The organism is Bradyrhizobium sp. WCU1 (assembly GCF_053474805.1).
Genome location: NZ_JBQPHM010000001.1, coordinates 25,891 through 43,993 on the forward strand (window position 1 = coordinate 25,891; position 18,103 = coordinate 43,993).

Annotated in this window: 15 protein-coding genes; 1 reads left to right on the forward strand and 14 read right to left on the reverse strand. The window is 63.7% G+C overall.

What is annotated here, in order from left to right; genetic code table 11:
* Nucleotides 1-280: 280 nt before the first annotated feature.
* From ACTUWL_RS35445 to ACTUWL_RS35510, 14 genes are all read right to left on the reverse strand, one after another.
* Complete coding sequence (locus tag ACTUWL_RS35445) at nt 281-868, reverse strand: hypothetical protein (protein WP_021078646.1); 588 nt, start codon at nt 866-868, stop codon at nt 281-283.
* 521 nt (nt 869-1,389) lie between these two features.
* Entirely contained in the window at nt 1,390-1,752 is a 363-nt protein-coding gene (locus ACTUWL_RS35450) for a hypothetical protein (protein WP_021078647.1), read from the reverse strand.
* A 432-nt stretch (nt 1,753-2,184) separates the two neighbouring features.
* Nucleotides 2,185-3,057, reverse strand: coding sequence for a DUF7007 domain-containing protein (locus tag ACTUWL_RS35455; RefSeq protein WP_021078648.1), 873 nt, complete (start codon nt 3,055-3,057; stop codon nt 2,185-2,187).
* Complete coding sequence (locus tag ACTUWL_RS35460) at nt 3,054-3,527, reverse strand: hypothetical protein (protein WP_021078649.1); 474 nt, start codon at nt 3,525-3,527, stop codon at nt 3,054-3,056. The genes ACTUWL_RS35455 and ACTUWL_RS35460 overlap by 4 nt, the downstream gene beginning before the upstream one ends.
* Nucleotides 3,528-3,618: 91 nt before the next feature.
* Nucleotides 3,619-5,289: a ParB N-terminal domain-containing protein gene (locus tag ACTUWL_RS35465; RefSeq protein ID WP_021078650.1), complete on the reverse strand. Its 1,671-nt coding sequence runs from the start codon at nt 5,287-5,289 to the stop codon at nt 3,619-3,621.
* A gap of 241 nt (nt 5,290-5,530) precedes the next feature.
* Nucleotides 5,531-10,627 carry a helicase-related protein gene (locus tag ACTUWL_RS35470; protein ID WP_021078651.1) on the reverse strand — a complete coding sequence of 1,699 codons (5,097 nt, stop codon included), beginning with the start codon at nt 10,625-10,627 and terminating at the stop codon, nt 5,531-5,533.
* Nucleotides 10,628-10,735: 108 nt separating this feature from the next.
* Entirely contained in the window at nt 10,736-10,930 is a 195-nt protein-coding gene (locus ACTUWL_RS35475) for a hypothetical protein (RefSeq protein ID WP_021078652.1), read from the reverse strand.
* A gap of 18 nt (nt 10,931-10,948) precedes the next feature.
* Nucleotides 10,949-11,554 carry a DUF1419 domain-containing protein gene (locus ACTUWL_RS35480; protein WP_021078653.1) on the reverse strand — a complete coding sequence of 202 codons (606 nt, stop codon included), beginning with the start codon at nt 11,552-11,554 and terminating at the stop codon, nt 10,949-10,951.
* A gap of 246 nt (nt 11,555-11,800) precedes the next feature.
* Nucleotides 11,801-12,109, reverse strand: a complete 309-nt coding sequence (locus tag ACTUWL_RS35485) for a DUF4326 domain-containing protein (protein WP_021078654.1) — start codon at nt 12,107-12,109, stop codon at nt 11,801-11,803.
* 226 nt (nt 12,110-12,335) lie between these two features.
* Nucleotides 12,336-12,734: a hypothetical protein gene (locus tag ACTUWL_RS35490; protein ID WP_021078655.1), complete on the reverse strand. Its 399-nt coding sequence runs from the start codon at nt 12,732-12,734 to the stop codon at nt 12,336-12,338.
* Nucleotides 12,735-12,906: 172 nt separating this feature from the next.
* Nucleotides 12,907-13,794 carry a DUF3991 and toprim domain-containing protein gene (locus tag ACTUWL_RS35495; protein WP_021078656.1) on the reverse strand — a complete coding sequence of 296 codons (888 nt, stop codon included), beginning with the start codon at nt 13,792-13,794 and terminating at the stop codon, nt 12,907-12,909.
* Between the two features lie 202 nt (nt 13,795-13,996).
* Nucleotides 13,997-14,173: a hypothetical protein gene (locus ACTUWL_RS35500; protein ID WP_021078657.1), complete on the reverse strand. Its 177-nt coding sequence runs from the start codon at nt 14,171-14,173 to the stop codon at nt 13,997-13,999.
* 440 nt (nt 14,174-14,613) lie between these two features.
* Nucleotides 14,614-16,104 carry a replicative DNA helicase gene (locus tag ACTUWL_RS35505; protein WP_021078658.1) on the reverse strand — a complete coding sequence of 497 codons (1,491 nt, stop codon included), beginning with the start codon at nt 16,102-16,104 and terminating at the stop codon, nt 14,614-14,616.
* A gap of 392 nt (nt 16,105-16,496) precedes the next feature.
* Complete coding sequence (locus ACTUWL_RS35510; protein WP_021078659.1) at nt 16,497-17,225, reverse strand: autoinducer binding domain-containing protein; 729 nt, start codon at nt 17,223-17,225, stop codon at nt 16,497-16,499.
* A 214-nt stretch (nt 17,226-17,439) separates the two neighbouring features.
* Between ACTUWL_RS35510 and ACTUWL_RS35515 the strand changes: the two genes are divergently transcribed.
* Nucleotides 17,440-18,075, forward strand: coding sequence for an acyl-homoserine-lactone synthase (locus tag ACTUWL_RS35515; RefSeq protein WP_021078660.1), 636 nt, complete (start codon nt 17,440-17,442; stop codon nt 18,073-18,075).
* Nucleotides 18,076-18,103 lie beyond the last annotated feature (28 nt).

Genomic DNA, 18,103 nt, shown 5'->3' on the forward strand with positions numbered 1-18,103 from the left:
GGAGGTCCGCGCACCCGGATCGGTGCGGATCGCAGAACCAGGATTTTGTTGGGAGGGCCGCAACGCAGTGGAGGACGGCGGAGCCGTTGCGGGGACAAACCAGCCGAAGCAGGACCATCACCCGGGACGGGGCCGCGATGGGTGTCGGCTGGTCTTCTCTTTTCTATTGGTTTTCAGATTGCAGCGCCGCCGCCGCGCGTGACATGCGAAAAGGCCGGCCCGCGAGGACCGGCCTTTTCGTCGGGAGTGAAAAGGGCGGGGCCATGCCCCGCCCGAATGGCTAGCCGAAAGACTCCATCTGAAGTTTGGCGGCCTTGCGACCGACGGTCTCGCCGGCGTGCTCGATCTGCCGTTCGAACGGCTTCCAGGTTTCGCCAACGATCTGCTCGTAGGCGGTGACGGCGCCCTCGGCCGCCATGCGGAGCGCGTGGGCCTGGAGGGCCATGTCGGCCGCGAATTCTCGTTTGCGCTGCGCGGCGCTGTCAAAACCAACGGGACCGTCGAGATCTTCGTCGCGGCTGTCGTTGGCAAGCTTGGCGGTCGCGTCACGCGCTTCGGTCACTGCGCGGGAGTAGAACTGGCCGGCGCCGTGGGCCGATCCGACATAGGCGCCGACGATGCGCTGCAGGTGGATTTGCATGGCGCGCTCGCTCAAGCCGTCTTTCAGCGCTTGGGCGGTCTCAATGATGAGCCGTTCGTGGAGGTCACAGATGCCGTCGCTGTCGAGCGTAGCAAGGCCGAAGCTCTCGGAGATGCGGTTGGCCTGCGCGGCGTCGGGACAGGCGAGCCGGACCATCTCGAGCGTGGTGCCGCGGCGGAGCGGAACGACGGCAGCAGATGAGCGAGGAGAACGGGCGGTCTTTGACATGGTGAGGTCCTTTCTCGGTTTCGCCGGGAGAGGCGATCGGCCCGTGCCGGCGCCCCCTCGGGTGCGGTCGCCAAGAACCGGCGCAAGCGGACCGCTTCAAGGGGCGTGGACCGTCAAGGCGAGCATGGTCGGGGTGCGGACAAGCGGGGCCGCAGGCCCTGCGCAGGACGCGGCCTGGCCATGACGAGACGGCGGGCGACGATCGACTGCGACTTGCCCTTGAAGCGGGCCGTCGACGGTTCAGACCGCAGCAAACCCGAGGGGGCGCCGGCACGGGTTGACGCCAAAAGAATGAAGGCCGAGATGACCTGCATCCATGACCAGCCCGGTTTACTGGCGTTCGTCGTGCTCTTCCTCTACCTGCCGCGGCGCGCGAATTGCCCACCTGCACGCCATCTTCGCAGGCTCTGCTCTGGGAGCGCCGGTGGCAGTACGCGGAGAACGGATAGTCGGAGCTCAAGGGTCACTCGGAGAGCCTGGCTTGCGCTGCAGAAGCGCTGGCCGATGAGCCCGCGACATGATTAGCCGTCAATCGTCATGGTGCAGGCTGTTGGTTCCCGATCTCCGAGCGCAGGCTCGATCCCGTGGCGCCGCCGGAACGCCGCAAGCGCGCTCTCTTGCCGCGTGAGCTTGCGAGTCAACGCGTCGATCTCGGCGCGCCGCGTGAGGGCAAGCGCCGCTATATTTTCGCGGAAAGCCCGTTCGTCCGCGCGTGTCCATCTTGAGGTACCACCGCCGGACTGCCGGCGCTTGGTGCAGGACGTGATCGTCATGCGCTCGGCGCGAGCTTCGATCTGCCGTTCAATGATGCCGAGATGACGGCTTGTCTCGAGAAGTGCATTTTCCATGCGCAGGAGTAAGGCCGATTGAGGCGTGAGCGACATCAGAATGCCCTCCATGGCCAGTGGGGAAACGCTGTCCTGTCGGGCGCATACTCGTCGAGGAGCGGGGGACCTGCGCGATCGATGACGGAATGTCGTCGCCCGCGATCGCCCAGTCGATCGAGACCGAATCTGTCCCGGCGGATGTGCGCATCCCGTCCGTGAGGACGCCATGCAGCGCCTCGGCGACATGGCCCTGCAGGTGCGGTGATGAATTGAGCGTTCATGGATGCCTCCTGACTTTTGAGGGCGAAGAAAGGGATGTGTCAGGCGCACGCACCGATAAGCGGACCGCGCACTTCCAGGCGTCGGCGCCCGTGAAATGACGTCGTAGGCGTGGGTGCCAGACGACGAGGCGCGGAATGCCGCGGTCCTCGCCGGCTGTCGCGCGCCATCCGAAGGCGAGGGCGATGAGTTGCCAGGGCATATCGCACCTCACCGATTCCAGCCGATGAAGCTCGACGGACCGTCGTAGAGACGGTGGCGAGCCCCATCAATCACGAAGCCAAAGCGGCCGACGTGATATTCGTCGGACGGAACGAGGTAGCGGCGCTGCTCGGGGGCGGCTCGATCGCCGCCGAGCGTGGCGACGCATTCGGTCATGCCGGCGTGCTGATCGCACCGGATCGCCGAAATCACGATCCAGTCGGATGCGTGATCACGTTCAAAGGCGCGACGATCCTTCTCGTGAGATTCACCGGGCTTGAGGCGCTTTCCTTGGATCGCTTCCCAGGCGTCCGGGTGCCAATCGCGGATGGTCCGATCCGCGCAGCGCCGCTCATAGTCCGTGAACAGCTCCGGAAAGGCCTGCGCCACGGCCGCCCAGGCGCAATCTTCCTCATACCAGCCGCCGCGCGTGCGAAGGCCGGGATGGACCTTCGCGTTATGCTCAGCATCGAGATGGAAGCCGCCATGGCTTGCCGTCGAATAACAGATGACTCCGTCGGCATAGATGGCATGCTGGGAAGTGCCCCATGGAGTCGACGCGCGCGAGGAGACTTCGCGTCGCGCCAAGGCCGTGCGCTGGCGCTGGTGCTCGGCGTTTTCCGCAACACGCGCTCGGAAAGCGGTCTCGTCTTCGACATCACCGCCGTGACCGTAGAAGTCCGAGCGCTTCCATTCTTCCATCGGGCCGCGAAGACGCCAGGCCGACGCCAGGAAGAACCGGCCATCCGAGCCGGGCAACAAGGCAAACGCACGGTCGCCGACCTCGGCCACGAGCAGGCCTTCATGGGTGCGTGCGAACGTGCCCCCCGCCGGAGCACGAGTTCGGTTGTTCGTCGAAGTAGAATCGGCGAACGTGCTCATGCAGCCCTCCCATCGATCGCAGCCGCGGCGACCTCGTCCGTCGTGACGTCTTCCAGCACGGCACCGGGATAGCGGTGCGCCGCGAGCCATGCTTCCGCCGCGGTGCAGTCGGCGGCGAGATAGAGCAGCTCGGCCGCCTCGCCCTCGCGGTCGAGAACACGAACCGAGCCAGGCTTCGGAGGTTCGGTCACGATGAACTTGAGGGCGCAGTTGACCGAGAAGGTCTTGTAGACCCTGAGAACCACGACGCCGGCGCTGCCGAAATCGCCCTGATGCAGCGTGATGCCGGCGAGTAGAAAACAGCTCGGCATATCGCGAGACGGAGTTTTCTTGACCAGTCTCCCGCCGCTGTTGTTGTTTTCCCATGCGGCAAGCTTGCGCTTGAACCGTGCGGGTGGCCTCGGTGTGCCGTCTGAATAGCGAACGATCGAGCCGAGTGGAGCAGACACGTAGATGTGTTGTGCGGACATGATGTCCTCCTGTGGGGTTTGCGAACGAAAGCCGCCGACTCGGGGGAGCCGGCGGCGGGGATTGATCGGATGGAAGGTGAGGTGCGGGTCGCTATTCCGCCGCTTCAGCGTATCCGTCCGCCGGCGGCACGTCCTCGGCCTCGTTGGACTCGTTCAACGCGTCAGCTCCGGACTCCTCGTCGTCTTCGGCGCGGCCGTGTTTGTCGGCCCAAGCGGCGACCTTCTCGGGCGCGGGAGCGAACACCGCGGCCGGATGCACGAACCGGATTTCGGCGTAGTGCTGAACCAGCGCTTCGCGCGTGTCCTTGACCCGTTGGCGCGGAAGCACCGGCGTGTCCTTACACACTGCCTCGATCGCGGTGCGTGACAGGCACGACAGAAAGTCGTCCGTAGCCATGTTCGGCAAGAACGTATCTGCGCCGATAGCGTCACCCGCGATGTGCGCCGCGACGCCGCTGTCCGAGCGATTCTCCCGGCACGACAGCACGTCGATCAGGGTCGCACGCGCGACCTGTTGCAGGGTGTCGCGATCGAAGGCGAGTTTGCCGTCCTCCCCGATCAGTCGCGCGGCGTGTCGGCTAATCTGGGCATAGCCGTCGGCGTTACCGGAGGCGATGGAGACGTTCTGGCCGGCGAACGCCAGCACGAGCAACCCGAGGAGCGTGTCATCCTCGATCGGCGCCCGGGCGAGGGCTTCATGAAGGGCGTCGGTGCGCAGGTCACCAATCATCTCCATGCCCTTGCGCGTCACGTCGGGCCGCGCCTTCGCCGTGGTTTCGATGTCGTCGGCTGCGGCCTCTTCTGTCTCGCCGGCTTTGCCCTTCGCCTTCTTCACCTGCGGCATGCGATAAGCGACGGACTGAATCTGGCCGTCGCGATCGAGATACCAGCCGGTGCAGTCGGACTTCCCCGGCTTGCCCCAGACCCGCTCGGATTTGGCCGGCAGCTTGGGCTGGCCCCACTCGTTCACCTCGATCACCGTGCCGCGCTTCGGCAGATGATTGGTCATCCACTCGTTCTGCGCGCCGAGGAAGGCCTCCACGGCGGTCGTGTAGCGGCTGTCCTCATCGGCCGGCGCGAACAGGTCCTCTACCCATGTGATGCCATAGGCCGTGGCAAGCTCGTCATCGAAGCTCGCGTGGCGGGCATACATGCGCGTTTTGGTGAGCGCGCGGGCGACGTCGTTCCAGGAGACCTGCGGATCGGCCTTCCGCGGCTTGTATTTCTTCCAGACCTCACTCTGCTCGTCGATCGACGCCGCGGCGATGACGCGGAGCTGCGGCTCGCCGGGCATGTCGCCCTTCGCCATCTGGTCAAGCATCGCCGGGAGTACATTCGCGAGCAGCCTGAGCTTGCGGACCTGGCGCGCGGGCAAGGCGAGCGCCAGCGCGATCGACTCCTCGGTCCAGCCGAGCGCCACCAGACGCTCGATCGAGCGCCAGAGGTCGACGGGGTTGAGCGGCTCACGCGCGACGTTTTCGACGAGGGCGCGCATCGCGTCGTGATCTCCGTCGGGGTTCGCGACGAGAACACGGATTTCGGCAAGGTCAGCGGCGATCGCCTGCGCGACGCGACGATGCCCGAAGTGAATCACGTAGCCGTTGCCACCATCGCACTCCGGCAAAATGACGGGCGGCTGCACGATGCCGACGGCCTTGATCGATGCCAGCAGCAACGCATCGGCCTGCAGCGAAGATTTCGAGCGGCGCATCTGATCGGGATTCTCCTTCAGCGCGCGCGGATCGACCATCATCAGTTCCATGGGATGCTCTCCATTTTCAGGGGTTGTGGACCACCCGTTCGGGGTCCTCTCGTCTTCTTCTCGAAGACATCCCTTCGGCCCGCAGGGCGGGCGGAGCGGCGCAACTGCCGCCGAGCATCCCTGCCCGGCAGGCGCGAGCGGGGCGCGAAGCGCCTTGCGAGCGCGCCGCGGCCGGGATCGCGAGACGGTCGGTTGAGCGCCAGCGGCGGCGCTCCGGCTGCTCTGCGAGCAGGTTTCCTGCTCACGCAGCTCTTCGGTTTTCCCCTCCCTTCGTCTGCGCCGCTTCATCGCTGCTGGCCGCGAGATCCGCCTCAACATCCGCAAGCTGCGCGCGCTTGAGATTGAGCTCGGCGGCGAAGGCGTAGGCTTCGCCGACTCGGCCGCGATAGGAGGCAAGGCGCCGCTCGGCTTCGGCAAGACGCCGACGATGGTTCTCCTGCTCACCCCCGAAATTCGTCAGCGGGTGCTCGAGCCGAGCGACTGCGCCGAGCGGCGTCACGGTCATCGGGAGCTCGATCTCGAACTGGGCGCCGGTTCGCTGCAGCATGGTCACGTAGTGATAGCCATCTCGGCCGATACGCTCGCCCTCGAACGTGACGTCGAAGCCGCCGATCGAGGCGATCACCACGCCGTCTTCGTGTTGAAGCTGAACGAGGGTGAGGATCTCCTGCATCAAGGCGCGACCAGCGAGCTTGCGCTCGTCGAAGCGCGTCCCTTTGACGGCCATCGTGAAGGCGTCGCCACCAGTCGGAACGAGACGGGTGATATCCTCAGCAATATCGCCGATGCGGCGCGTCGAGATCTCGATCTCGCGCTCGGCGTCGCGAATTTGCCGCCGGATCGCATGCTGATCGTCGATATGCGCCGCGTGCAGGCGTTCGAGGCGGGCGATCTCGGCCTCAAGTCCCGCCTTCTGCATGAGGCGTGGATCGCCGGACGCGATCGCCTTGGCCATGGCAAACTGATTGGCCTGGCCTTCGCCCAGGTCCGCGAGGCGCCGCACGCTCGTATCGCCTGACAGCGCGGCGGCGATGAAACGGGCTTTGCGCTCATTGTTTTGCCACATGGTGGCATCGAGGCTGCCAAGCGTGGCATAGGCGAAGATTTCGACTTCGTCATGCTGGTTGCCCTGGCGCACAATACGGCCCTCGCGCTGCTCGATCTGCGAGGGGAGCCACGGCACGTCGAGATGGTGGAGCGCCTTGAGGCGAAGTTGAACGTTAACTCCGGTGCCCATCGTATCGCTCGATCCAAGAAGAATGCGGACCTTGCCGGCATTGAAATCATTAAAGAGACGCTGCTTGGCCTCGGACTTCCTGTGGTCCTGCATGTAGGCGATCTCGGAAGGCGGCACGCCGAGACGCACGAGTTCATCGCGAATCCAGCGGTACGCAGAAAAACCGCGGCTGGCCTCGACGCTGATGGTGCCGAGATCAGAGAAAATGAGCTGGCCGGCGCCGGTTTTGTCGAAGGCCCTGCCGTCCTTCCGCAGATAGGTCACATTGCTGGTCTCTTGCCAGATGCGAAAAGCATTGGCGATGAGGGCGTTGAGCTTGTTGCCCGCTTCGTTCACCTGTCCGGTAACGACGAGGCGCAGGTCGATCGCGGCGTGGCGGCCGTCGGTGATGACGGACAGGAGGATATCGTCGCCTGGTTCCGGCGCGCGGTCCCGCTCCTCGATGGCCTTGATGCGGTCGTCAAGCAGGCGTTGATAGGCCTTGAAGGCGGCTGTCGCCTCGGCCGTGATAATCTGCCGTTTGCCGCAGGCGATCGCGGGCACTTTGACGTAGTCCTTCAGATCGTCGGGCAACACGACATCCGCGAAGGAACGGAACATCGCGATCAGCTCGGGGACGTTGACGAACTGCGCGAAACGCGTGACGGGGCGGTATTTGCCGGAGGGCTGCAATTCAAGCTCGGTCGAGGTGTCGCCGAAGGTCGAGGCCCAGGCATCGAATTCGTGCAGGCCGCGCTCCGCAAGTGCGGCGTGATCCATCAGCCGCTGCACGGTGAACATTTCGCCAAGCGTATTGGTGATCGGGGTGCCCGAGGCCAGGACCAGTGCCCGCCCTGGATTCTTCACATCGAGGAAGCGGGACTTCACATAGAGGTCCCAGGCGCGCTGCGAGCCGTTCGGGTCGACGCCGCGCAAGCTGGTCATATTGGTGGCGAAGGACAGTTTTCTGAACTCCTGCGCCTCATCGACGATGATCTGGTCGATTCCGATTTCGGCGACCGTCAACAAATCGTCCTTGCGCGAGGCCAGCGATTCGAGACGTTCCTGATGACCCTCCTTCATCCGCTCGATGCGCTTGCGCGACAGGCGGTCCTGGCTGTCGACCTTGCCGAGGAGCTCTTCATAGGCCTCCAACTCGTCCTGGATCATCTGCGCCTCAAAGGCGGACGGGACGGGAATGAACTTGAAGGCGCTGTGGGTGATGACGATCGCGTCCCAGCTCGCCGTGGCGGCGCGGCTGAGGAAGCGATGGCGCTTCTCCTTCACGAAATTGGTTTCATCCGCCACGAGGATGCGGGCGTTCGGATACAGGGCGAGAAATTCCCGCGCCGCCTGCGCCAGGCAGTGGCCGGGTACGACGAGCATCGCCTTGTTGACGAGGCCGAGGCGGCGCTGCTCCATGACCGCAGCCGCGATGGACAGCGTCTTGCCGGCGCCGACGGCGTGGGCGACATAGGTGCTTCCCGAAGCGATGATCCGCCAGATCGCCCGCTTCTGGTGCCCATATAGAGAAAAGGCGCCAGAGGCGCCCGGGAGCTGCAGATGATCCCCGTTGAAATGTCGGGGCACGATGTTGTTGAAGGTGTCGTTATAGAGCCGGGCCAACCGATCGGTTCGGTCCGGATCGGACCAGATCCATGACTGAAACGCCGACTTGATCTTGGCGAGTTTGTCTTTCGCTGCCTCCGTCTCGACGGTGTTGAGCACGCGCCGCTCGCTGTCGCCGTCCTTGATGGTGTCGAAGATCTGCGGGATCGACGAGTTGAGCGCGTCTGACAGAAGAAGTCCGGCGTGGCGACGATGGGTGCCCCAGTCGGTGGTGCCGGCGGCGCTCCATTCGAGCTGGCGCGCATTCACGGTCCAGCAGGCGAGCTCGGACGTGTGGTGGATGGTGATGTCGGCATCCATCGTCTCCTTCACGAAGGCGATGATGTCGGCGGCCGGGATCCAGGGGGCACCAAGCCGCGCCGTGATGTCGGATGGACGAAGGTCGGCCGGCTGGACGCGCCCGAGCGCCTCGACGTTACGCGCATAGGCCGGGTCGAGGGCCGCGGCGGCTTCCGCTGTGGCGAGCTTCGAGCGGACCGCACCGGAGAGATAGCCGTCGGCGGTGTGCCACGCGCCGGTCGCGGGATCGCGGAAGATGGCGTCGCCGAGTTCACCGATCACGTCGTCGACGCCGCGGTGCAAAAGCTCCGCGATGTGATCGGGATCGACCGTGCCCCGCTCGTTCAGCACGACGGCGAGCGCGTCGGCGGCAGAGGCGATGACAGGCGCCGGTGGCGGCGCAATCACGCGCTCAGTGAAGATCGGCCCGGGTCTCGCCGTGTTCGTCTCGAGGTCATAGTCTTCGATCGAAGCGACGAGCCAGCAATCCGGGTCATCCGCGAACGGAGCCAGATTGGGCCGGCGGTGCGTCTCGCGCACTTCACCGGTCTCCTCGTCTTCCAGGGACGATACGACCGTGGTGTTGATCGGCCCGAAGTCGCGGACGAAAGAGCTCCAGGCGATGCGCAACCGGACCTGCGCCTGCTTCCACGGATGGTCGGTCTCCTGGCACTTCAAGATCTCGCGCACGGCGTCGCGGATCGGGATCAGCTTGCGAATGATCCGCGCGTGCTTGGCGAAGACGCCGTCGGCATTCCTGCCCTTCTTCACAGGAATGATGACGGTTGTGCCGTCGACCATCTGCATCAAGGCCATGTTCCTGCCGACGAAATAACTTCCTTCACGGATGCTGACGCCGGCGGCGGTTGCGACAACCGTCTGCGTCTCGTCAGCATCGAAGCCGGTTGTCTCCGGGTCGCCGTCGTAGATGGCATCCGGAAGATGGAGGATGGTGGCGGTAAGCGCGTCTTCGAGCACGACCGTCGGGCGCGGTACGCAAGTGTACGTCTCACCGTAGGGGCCAGACGCGAGTGCATGCTCACCGAGCACCATATTCGGATGTTCCGCGAAATGGCGGTTCACCCGGATAGCGCCCTCATGCTCCGTTGCGGGATGGATTTCGGCGTGATCGAGCCAGGCGTCGGCGCCGGGAGCATCGCCATCGCGGCGCTTTCGGAAGAAGAGGATATCGACGCCAACGTCGGTGCCGGCGTCGGCGCGGAAGCTGCCCTCGGGCAGCCGGACGGCACCGACAAGATCGGCCGTTCCGGCGATGTGCTCGCGCGCGGACGCGTCCGCTTTGTCCATCGTGCCATGCGATGTGACGAAAGCGGCGAGACCTCCGGGCTTCAGCCGGTCGATCGCCTTGACGATGAAATAATCGTGCAGCCGAAGGCCGAGGGACCGGAACACCCGGTCGCTGCGCACCGTGCGATCGGAAAACGGCGGATTGCCGATCGCGAGATCAAAGTGCTGGGGGAGTTCGGTTCGTGCGAAGTCCTGGTTGATGATGTTGGCGCGAGGATGCAGCAAGGCTGCGATGCGCGCGGTGACCGGATCGAGCTCGACGCCGGTGAGATAGCACGCCGCGCGTAGTTTCTCGGGCATCAGCGCCGAAAACAGGCCCGTGCCGATACCAGGCTCGAGCACACGTCCGCCACGAAAGCCGAGCCGCGTCACGCCGGCCCAGACCGCGCGCACAATGTATTCGGGCGTGAAATGGGCGTACTGGGTGCAGCGGGCGAGCGAGGCGTAGTCCCCCGCGCCGACCGCCGATTCCAGCCCCGCGCCGATCTCCTCCCAACCGTGGCGGAAATCATCGTCGCCCGGGCGCCTGAAAACGCCATTGGCGAGTTCGGATGCGCCGAAGCCGGTGAAGCGAATGAGCTGCGCCTGTTCGGCGGCGGTGGCGGGACGCTGATCGCCTTCGATCACGGCTGCAAGGCGGATGGCGGAGAGATTGTCGCGCGCCCGATCGCGCCAAGATCTGGCAAGGCCCCGCGTTCCAGCGAGGTAGAACGTCTCGCCCCTAGCTCGGCTGGTGGGTCGATCAGCGGACGGTTCTATACGCGCGACCGCCGGAGGGTGCGGCGCATCACCGTCGTCGCCGTCCGTTTCAAGGGTGGATGGAAAGGCCGTGACGCCAAGGTCGAGCCCCGAAGAGAGCGACGTGTTGCCGAAGAGATCAAGCGTAAACGGATCGTGTTGCGCCATGAAAGGCTCCTGTCGAACGGGCGCACGCGAACGTCCCGCCGGCAGCAGGCCCGGCAGGCGACGCGATTGCGTGAAGGTGAGGGGTGAAGGATCGGCTCTGAGCGGACGTCAGAGCCGGAACGTGCGGACGAGATGCTTATGCCTGGCCTGGCAGGCCAGCATTTCGGAATAAAAGCGCTTGCGCGCCTGCTTCAGCGCCGGATCATGGCGGTGTTGTTTTGCGATCCGCGATCGCGCAGCGCGCACGACGGCACGCCAAGGGGCGTGAACGTAAACTCCGAGGCGGGAGTAGGTCGCTTCCATGGACGGACCCCCTCTCGCTCACGCTGCGACCGGCTGTGGCAAATGACGCAGCTGCACGGGGAGCTTGGCGGATACTTCGTCGTCCGTGAGGTCGTCGAGCAGTTTCAGGACGGTGCCTCGATCACCGCCATAGACCAGAACGGTTCGCTTGCCGCGCATAGCGGCAGGCCAGCGCTCGCCTGCATAGCCGCGATAATCGTCATGCGTGCACGACCAGATGTGCTCAAGCCGTTCTTCGCGGGTCATGGCGCGCACCGGCCGCGTCTCGCGATCGACGATCGCGGCCTTCATGCGATCGGGCGAGCCGCGATCGGAAAGGTCGCAATAACCGTGAAACCACCGGGTGCAGCCATCGATTGAGAGCGCGAAGAAGACACTGGTGACGCTGCCGGTCATATATTCGCTGAGCGCGAACATGTCACCGCGCATGAACAGCGGCGGCAGGATGTCGAGCATATACTCGTAGTCGCACTCGGCGATCTCGAACCACTCGCCGGCGAACAGATCGCCCGCATCGCCGTCGGCCAAGGCGGGTGCGCCGCGATGACGGTTGAACATGTGGTGCATCTCGTGGCGCGACGCGACGCCTTCGAAAATCTTGCGGATTGCGGATGAGGTGTGCATGAGCGGCTCCTGGCCTGTTGCGGCTGAAGCGCGGGCGATCCGCCTGATCCCCTCATCACTTCAGTCCTTCGTCACACCTCTCGGGCGGCCGCCTCTCCGGTCCGACGGGTCAAGGGCCGCGGAACGCGGGCGAAGCTTCACCCTTGACGCGCCGGCCGGGCATGCGGCAGCGGGGTTTTTTGTCCTTTCTCCCATTCTCTCTTCCCTCCTTCACGCGCGGGACCGGACAAGACAGTGGTTGTGCGCTCACGCCGCCACCTTGACGCGCCGCCACCAAGCGATCCGCTCATCGCGCGTCGCATTGGCGAGCCGCAGCAGCAGATCGCCGTGACACGGTCGCGGCGCGCACCAGCAGACGAGATCGCGCCCCCGCAACTCGTCCAGTGCGCGCAAGAGCTGATGCTGATCCGCAAGCCAGCGCTCGTATTTTGCTATCACTGCTGAGCGATCGCCGTCGGGACCGATCCGGAACGGATTGCCCCACTTGCTGCCGCGCCCGATATAGACCGCGCCCGCGGGCACGCCTGCGTGATGCTTGTTGAGAACCCTGCACATCGACAGCGCCTTTCGATCTCCGTTGCGGTGGACGCTTCGCAGGACGGGTTCAACGAGGGTCACCGATCGCGTGTCGCGATGGGAAACGGCTTGCCCGTTGACTGGAGAGCCGCCGCGTCCAGCACGTCCGCGACCGATACGGAGATCGCCATGCGCGATTCGGCAGGGTTTGCAGATACGACAAGCGCGCTCGCTGCGCCGTCAGGCGGAGCGCGCATGAGCCTCGTCAGTCCGGGTCGCGGGAGCCGGCGAGTATTGCCTCCGCCTTGGCAATCGCCGGCTGCGCGCGCTCGAGCCGGAAGGCGCGGTCGAGTTGCTCGGTGTCGCTTTGGCTCGCGAGAACCTTGACGAGGCCGAGCAGCACCTCAAGGTGCAACGCGATGCGCTGCGGCGTCTCGACATAGTGAGCGGGAATCGGCTGTGCGGCTCCGGTGTAGGCGGCATTCTCGCCAGACCAGATGCCCGTCACATAGGTCTCGCCGGCGGACTCGTAGTCGCGTTTTTCGTCAGACCATTCGTCGTCGTCGACAGCGAGGCGACAAGCCTCTTCCATCGTCGCGGCCTCGTAGGTCTGCTGGCGATAGACCGGCAGGCGATAGGTCGTCTCAATCGTGAAAGAAGGCATGGTTGGCCCTTCCCTTTGGGTGTTGCAAACACCCTCGGGCGGCCGCATCTGCGGTCCGGCGGGTCAAGGGCCGCGGAACGCGGGCGCAGCTTCCCTTGACGCGCCGGGCGGGCATGCGGCACGGACCTATGCCTACCCTTGGCGTCCTCCTTCGCCCCCGCTGTTGCCCGCCTCACGCGGCGCAAAGGTCTTCGTTCCAATCGTCGGCGCGCGGCCGGGATCGTGCAAAACGGGATCCGGTTTCCTCCGCGATCGACCGAATTCGCCCGGCATACACCTCGCCCTGCCGATTGTTATCGGTCGCGGCCACCAGCAGCACGTTGGCGCGCCCAGCCAAGGCCCGGATTGCGTCCTCCGTCGCCGGAGCCCATCCGCCTCCCGTGCTGACGTAGAGCGTGTCATCACGCAGTTTTTCGAGCGCAGCTAGGCTCATGGCGTCGACCGCCGCTTCGGTCACGCAGACGCGTGCGCAATCGGAAGCACCGAGGCGAAACAGCTCCTTGGCGCCGCCGGTCGCAAAGCCGCGCCAGCTCGGGCCGCGCTCTTCCCAGCCGGTGACGGTGTCGCGGGAATCTGTGTGCGCCGCCCACATGCTGCCATGCGGACCCTCCCGAAGCCGGCCATGGGCAACAATACCGGCGATGATGCGATCGGGGATGTGCCGTTCGTCGGTCAGATAACGCCAGGTCGGGGAGCCGGGCCGAGGCACAAAGCGATGTCGCCAACGGACCGCGATCGAGCCAATCGCCTTCGGCTTGGCAGGACGTTGCCAGACCGGTGCGCTCGGGATGAAGCCGACGACATCAGCGACACGATCGCACGCGTCGGTGAAGCCGGCGGCACCGAGGTGCTCGGCGAGCGAAAACACGTCCCCTTTTGCGGTCGACAGCGGATCAAACCAGCCGCGGCCGTCATGGATGACAATCACGATCTTGCTGTCGCGTCGATATTTGATCGCGCGGCGGGTGCTTTCCTTGATGTCGACTTTCCAGCCTTCTTTTTCGAGCAGGGCCGCGCAGCCGACCTTTTCGCGCAACCCTTCGATTTCTCTTTTGTTCATCTTCCTTCACCGGACTCGCGCAGGCAAGTCCGCCCTCTCTTGCGTTGGTCTTTCTTGCTCCTAGCCTTGCGGAACGTTCCTGACCGGCCGCGAAGCCTGCCGAATGCAAGGGCGCGCTGACCAACGGTCAATTGCCGCATCTGGTGCGCGGCGAAGCCTCCCTTGCAGCCGGCAAGGCGCCAGCGGCAGCCGGTCACCCGGCTCAATGAGCCGGGGTCCACGGGTCGTATTCATGAAGGATGGCGTCCTGTTCGCCGTCGTATTCGCTGGAGACCATGACGCCGAATTCGTTCTCAGCTTGGAAAAGGATGACCGGCACCAGCAGCGTGCGGGCCAAGTCGAATGCATGGTGCTGAGCGAGCGTGAGATTGTGCGACATTGAAAGGCTCCCGTCTTGCGGCGGGGACCATCCCCGCTCGACAGGCGCCGAAGTGTTCGGGGGCGGCTGCGGTCACCTCGCAGGCGAAGCCGAAGAGGTCGCACGCTTGCGTAGCGAACCCCTTGCGGGTTGATCGTGGAAGGCCGCGCTTGAACCAAGGAAAGCCCATTCGAGAGCGGGGTGGTCCTTCTCCGGAAGTGGGTGTGCCGAACTGTACATCTCCCGCCGGTGAGTCCATGCCGGCGACATCGAAACCGAGAAACAATGTGATCCTTCTTCCTTGAATAAGCGAAGAATGCGGTACGATGGGCGCGAACTAGCTCAGATCAGGTTGACGGTACGCCGACGGCGCGGTGACCGTAGAGCTGACTTGATATTGCTCGACCCGATGGCTTGTGACCGACCAAGCAACGTGTGGAAGGAGCGACCAGAGTCGGGGCTTAATCCGATCGGCGCGGCAAGCGGTTGTCTTCGACCAGGTCGAAGAAGCGAGTGAATTCCCCTTGAAACGTCATCGCCACTGTTCCTGTCGGACCGTGCCGCTGCTTTGCGATGATGACTTCCGCCTGGCCGCGCGCGTCCCTCATCTCGGATTCCCAAGTGAGATGCTCGTCGGTGCCGGGCTTCGGCTCTTTGTTCTTGAGATAATACTCTTCGCGATAGACGAACAAGACGACGTCGGCGTCTTGTTCAATCGAGCCTGACTCGCGCAGATCGGAGAGTTGCGGGCGCTTTTCGTCGCGGTTTTCGACCCCGCGCGAGAGCTGGGACAGCGCAACGACCGGGACGTTGAGTTCCTTGGCCAGCGCTTTCAGACCCGTCGTGATCTCCGTGATTTCCTGAACGCGATTCTGCGTCGCGCGCTGCGATCTGCCCTGCATGAGCTGAATATAATCGACGACAATGAGGTGCAGGCCTCGCTGTCGTTTCAGACGGCGCGCGCGGGCCGCGACCTGGGCAATGGAGAGCGCGCCTGTCTGGTCGATGAAGAGGGGCAGCCGTCGCATTTTCTGGCGGCAGTCGAGGAGTCTGCCGAAATCGGTCTCGCCAATGTCGCCACGCCTGATGCTCGAGGAGGGGACTTCCGCCTGTTCGGAGAGCACGCGCGTGGCAAGCTGTTCCGACGACATTTCCAGTGAGAAGAAGGCGACGATGCCCCCGGCGACGGGCCGTGGCGAGCCGTCGACCTGTTCTGTCGCGTCGTAGGCGCTTGCGACGTTGAACGCTATATTCGTGGCAAGTGACGTCTTCCCCATGCCTGGTCTGCCGGCGATGATGATGAGGTCCGTTGGTTGAAGACCGCCCATTTTGGCATCAAGATCCTTGAGGCCAGTAGCAAGCCCCGAGAGCCTGCCATCGGACTGGTAAGCTTGCGCGGCCCTGTCAATGGCGTTGTCCAGCGCGGTCTCAAACGTCTCGAAGCCGCCGCCATAGCGTCCCGTTTCGGCGATTTCGTATAGAAGCTGTTCGGCATGCTGGATCTGATCTTGCGGAGCGCAATCGACGGCCGCGTCAAAGGCGTCATTGAGCATGTCCTCGGCGATCTTGATCAACTCGCGTCGTACCGCGAGGTCGTAGACGGTTCGGCCGTAATCGGCGGCGTTGATGACGGTCGTCGCTTCCGCAGCCAGGCGGGCGAGATACTGCGCAGCCGATAGTCCGGCAATATCGAGCGCTGCTGGAAGGAACGTCTTAAGGGTAATTGGATTGGCAATTTTGTTTGAGCGGATCAGCTCGCTAATCACCTCAAAGATGCCACCGTGCAGAGGCTCGAAGAAATGATTAGCCTTCAGGAAATCGGCAACGCGATGAAAGGCGTCGTTGTTGATCAGCATGGCGCCGAGCAGCGCTTGCTCAGCTTCGATGTTGTGCGGTGGCTCGCGATAGTGTGGAGCTTCCAACGGTTTCAGTTTGAATGCTGCTTCTGACACGTTTGTCCGTCCGCCGAGCCAATGTTGAAGTGCAGGACCTACTAACAACAAAGGACCATGCAGGGGATGGGCGGCGAATCGCCCACCCGTGGAGAAGTGTAGCGCCAACGCAGGTAAAACCAATCGATTCGCCAGATCAGGGCAGCCTTCGCGGCTATTGGGTCAAGCAACCGCTCGCGTCAGGGATGGCCGCCCGCGAGGGGGAAGACCCGCATGCGGGGCTTCAGCGCAGCCGCCAGCCCGGCCCCCGAGGGGGGACGCCCAATTGCTCTCTCGACGAACCCGCAAACACAGATAATGGGGGCATGCGCAACAACGGTGAGCGGCACATCCTGTGGGCCAAATTGATGCAGGCGCCGGAGATCGGCCAATGACCCAGACCCACGCATAGCTTACGGCAATAACCCCTGACGAATCGCAAGCGCAACGGCGTGGGGAAGGGACAATGCGGCAAGATTTCGCCGCGCGTTGTCGAGATGGAACTTCACACCCCGCGGTGTGACGTCGAGAAGTGATGCAATGTCTTGCATCGTTTTACCCTGAGATATCCATGCAAGGCACTGCCGTTCCCGCTGCGTCAGCGCGGTGCCCGTCTGATCGTTCAACGAGGCTCGTCCCATCCTGGCGCTCACATGCGCATGGTAGGTAAGGCCGATCATTTGCAAGAGATCCTGGGAGGTCTCAACAAAACGGTCGAGTCCAAGGCTCCGGTCATCTACCGCCAGCGTAAACGCTGCGGATTGTCCGTTGCCGCCGGGAATCCGAACCGTCAAACCTGTCCTGATCTTGAAACTGAGCGCATCGTCAAACAGACGGCGTTCTCGGGCGGATTTCGCAGATCGCGCAGCTCGTCCGTCCCATTGAAACACCCGGCATGGGGTGAGGGGCTTCTGCAGAACAGGATCGATCTCATCGTATTGTTCATCGAAGTAGTGATCGGTCCAACTTTTCGGATAGGACGAGATCAGATTGGGGGCATCCGAACGGCGCCCGAAATAAGCAAACCACCGGAATCCCAATGCATGCGCGGTCCGCTCCGCCACGCGACGGAAATCATCTTCGGTGCGCGCCGTGTGAAGACAATCGACAAATTCATGGCAGGCCCTTTGGACATCTTTCATGGCGCCTCTCAATCAAGTTTATATCTATTCTAACGCGACAGGACGCGACTACGTCGAAACTCGCGCCCTGCGTGTGCGCCGTCTACGGCGACCTTACGGCGGCTTTGGGGCAGGCCGGTGTTCCCCACACCCCTGTCGAAACTGACAGCTTCAAGCGGTGACCGCTCCTGATTTCGTGGATCTCGAACCTGTGATTCGCAGCTGGAGATCAAGAATGAATGTCATCGCACTCACGCGTCCTGCGCTTTTGAGGAATTCCGCACTGGCGCTCGGGATGCACGGTCTGCGACGGCGCGTCTTTCAAGACCGGTTGGAATGGGAAGTTTCGGTGTCGGATGGACTTGAGGTCGATCAATACGACGTGCTGTCGCCGACCTATCTGTTGGGTATTGATAGGCGGGACGTTGTCGGTTGTGTCCGCCTGCTGCCGACCACCGGGCGCAATATGCTGGCGGATACGTTTCCGGTCTTGTTGGACGGCCGGGCTGCGCCAACAAACCCCAGAATTTGGGAAAGCTCACGTTTCTGCGTCGATACACAGAATGTGGCGGCCACAGCCGAGAATGGCTTGAGGGAAGCAACGTTCCTGCTGTTTGCGGCGATGATTGAATGGGGTCAGCAAAACGACCTTCAGGCGATCGCGACCGTCACTGATCTGCGAATGGAGCGTATCCTGCGCCGGGCCGGGTGGAGTCTCGATCGCCTCGGCGAGCCTCGCCAGATCGGAGCCACCAAAGCCGTCGCCGGTCTGTTGCCGGTAACCGATGATGCTCTCGCAGCAATCCGGACGGCAGGCAATATTTCCAAACCAGTCATCGAAACTCCGGCGTCTTTCGCTTTCGCTGCCTAAGCGCAAGCGTCGATTTTATTCCTGATCG

Bases quoted from the DNA above. Each gene is read 5' to 3' on its own strand.
- ACTUWL_RS35460 (WP_021078649.1), bottom strand. From the start codon at position 3,527: ATGTCCGCACAACACATCTACGTGTCTGCTCCACTCGGCTCGATCGTT.
- ACTUWL_RS35485 (WP_021078654.1), bottom strand. From the start codon at position 12,109: ATGTGCAGGGTTCTCAACAAGCATCACGCAGGCGTGCCCGCGGGCGCG.
- ACTUWL_RS35475 (WP_021078652.1), bottom strand. From the start codon at position 10,930: ATGGAAGCGACCTACTCCCGCCTCGGAGTTTACGTTCACGCCCCTTGG.
- ACTUWL_RS35480 (WP_021078653.1), bottom strand. From the start codon at position 11,554: ATGCACACCTCATCCGCAATCCGCAAGATTTTCGAAGGCGTCGCGTCG.
- ACTUWL_RS35450 (WP_021078647.1), bottom strand. From the start codon at position 1,752: ATGTCGCTCACGCCTCAATCGGCCTTACTCCTGCGCATGGAAAATGCA.
- ACTUWL_RS35470 (WP_021078651.1), bottom strand. From the start codon at position 10,627: ATGGCGCAACACGATCCGTTTACGCTTGATCTCTTCGGCAACACGTCG.
- ACTUWL_RS35495 (WP_021078656.1), bottom strand. From the start codon at position 13,794: ATGAACAAAAGAGAAATCGAAGGGTTGCGCGAAAAGGTCGGCTGCGCG.
- ACTUWL_RS35500 (WP_021078657.1), bottom strand. From the start codon at position 14,173: ATGTCGCACAATCTCACGCTCGCTCAGCACCATGCATTCGACTTGGCC.
- ACTUWL_RS35465 (WP_021078650.1), bottom strand. From the start codon at position 5,289: ATGGAACTGATGATGGTCGATCCGCGCGCGCTGAAGGAGAATCCCGAT.
- ACTUWL_RS35515 (WP_021078660.1), top strand. From the start codon at position 17,440: ATGAATGTCATCGCACTCACGCGTCCTGCGCTTTTGAGGAATTCCGCA.
- ACTUWL_RS35490 (WP_021078655.1), bottom strand. From the start codon at position 12,734: ATGCCTTCTTTCACGATTGAGACGACCTATCGCCTGCCGGTCTATCGC.
- ACTUWL_RS35445 (WP_021078646.1), bottom strand. From the start codon at position 868: ATGTCAAAGACCGCCCGTTCTCCTCGCTCATCTGCTGCCGTCGTTCCG.
- ACTUWL_RS35455 (WP_021078648.1), bottom strand. From the start codon at position 3,057: ATGAGCACGTTCGCCGATTCTACTTCGACGAACAACCGAACTCGTGCT.
- ACTUWL_RS35510 (WP_021078659.1), bottom strand. From the start codon at position 17,225: ATGAAAGATGTCCAAAGGGCCTGCCATGAATTTGTCGATTGTCTTCAC.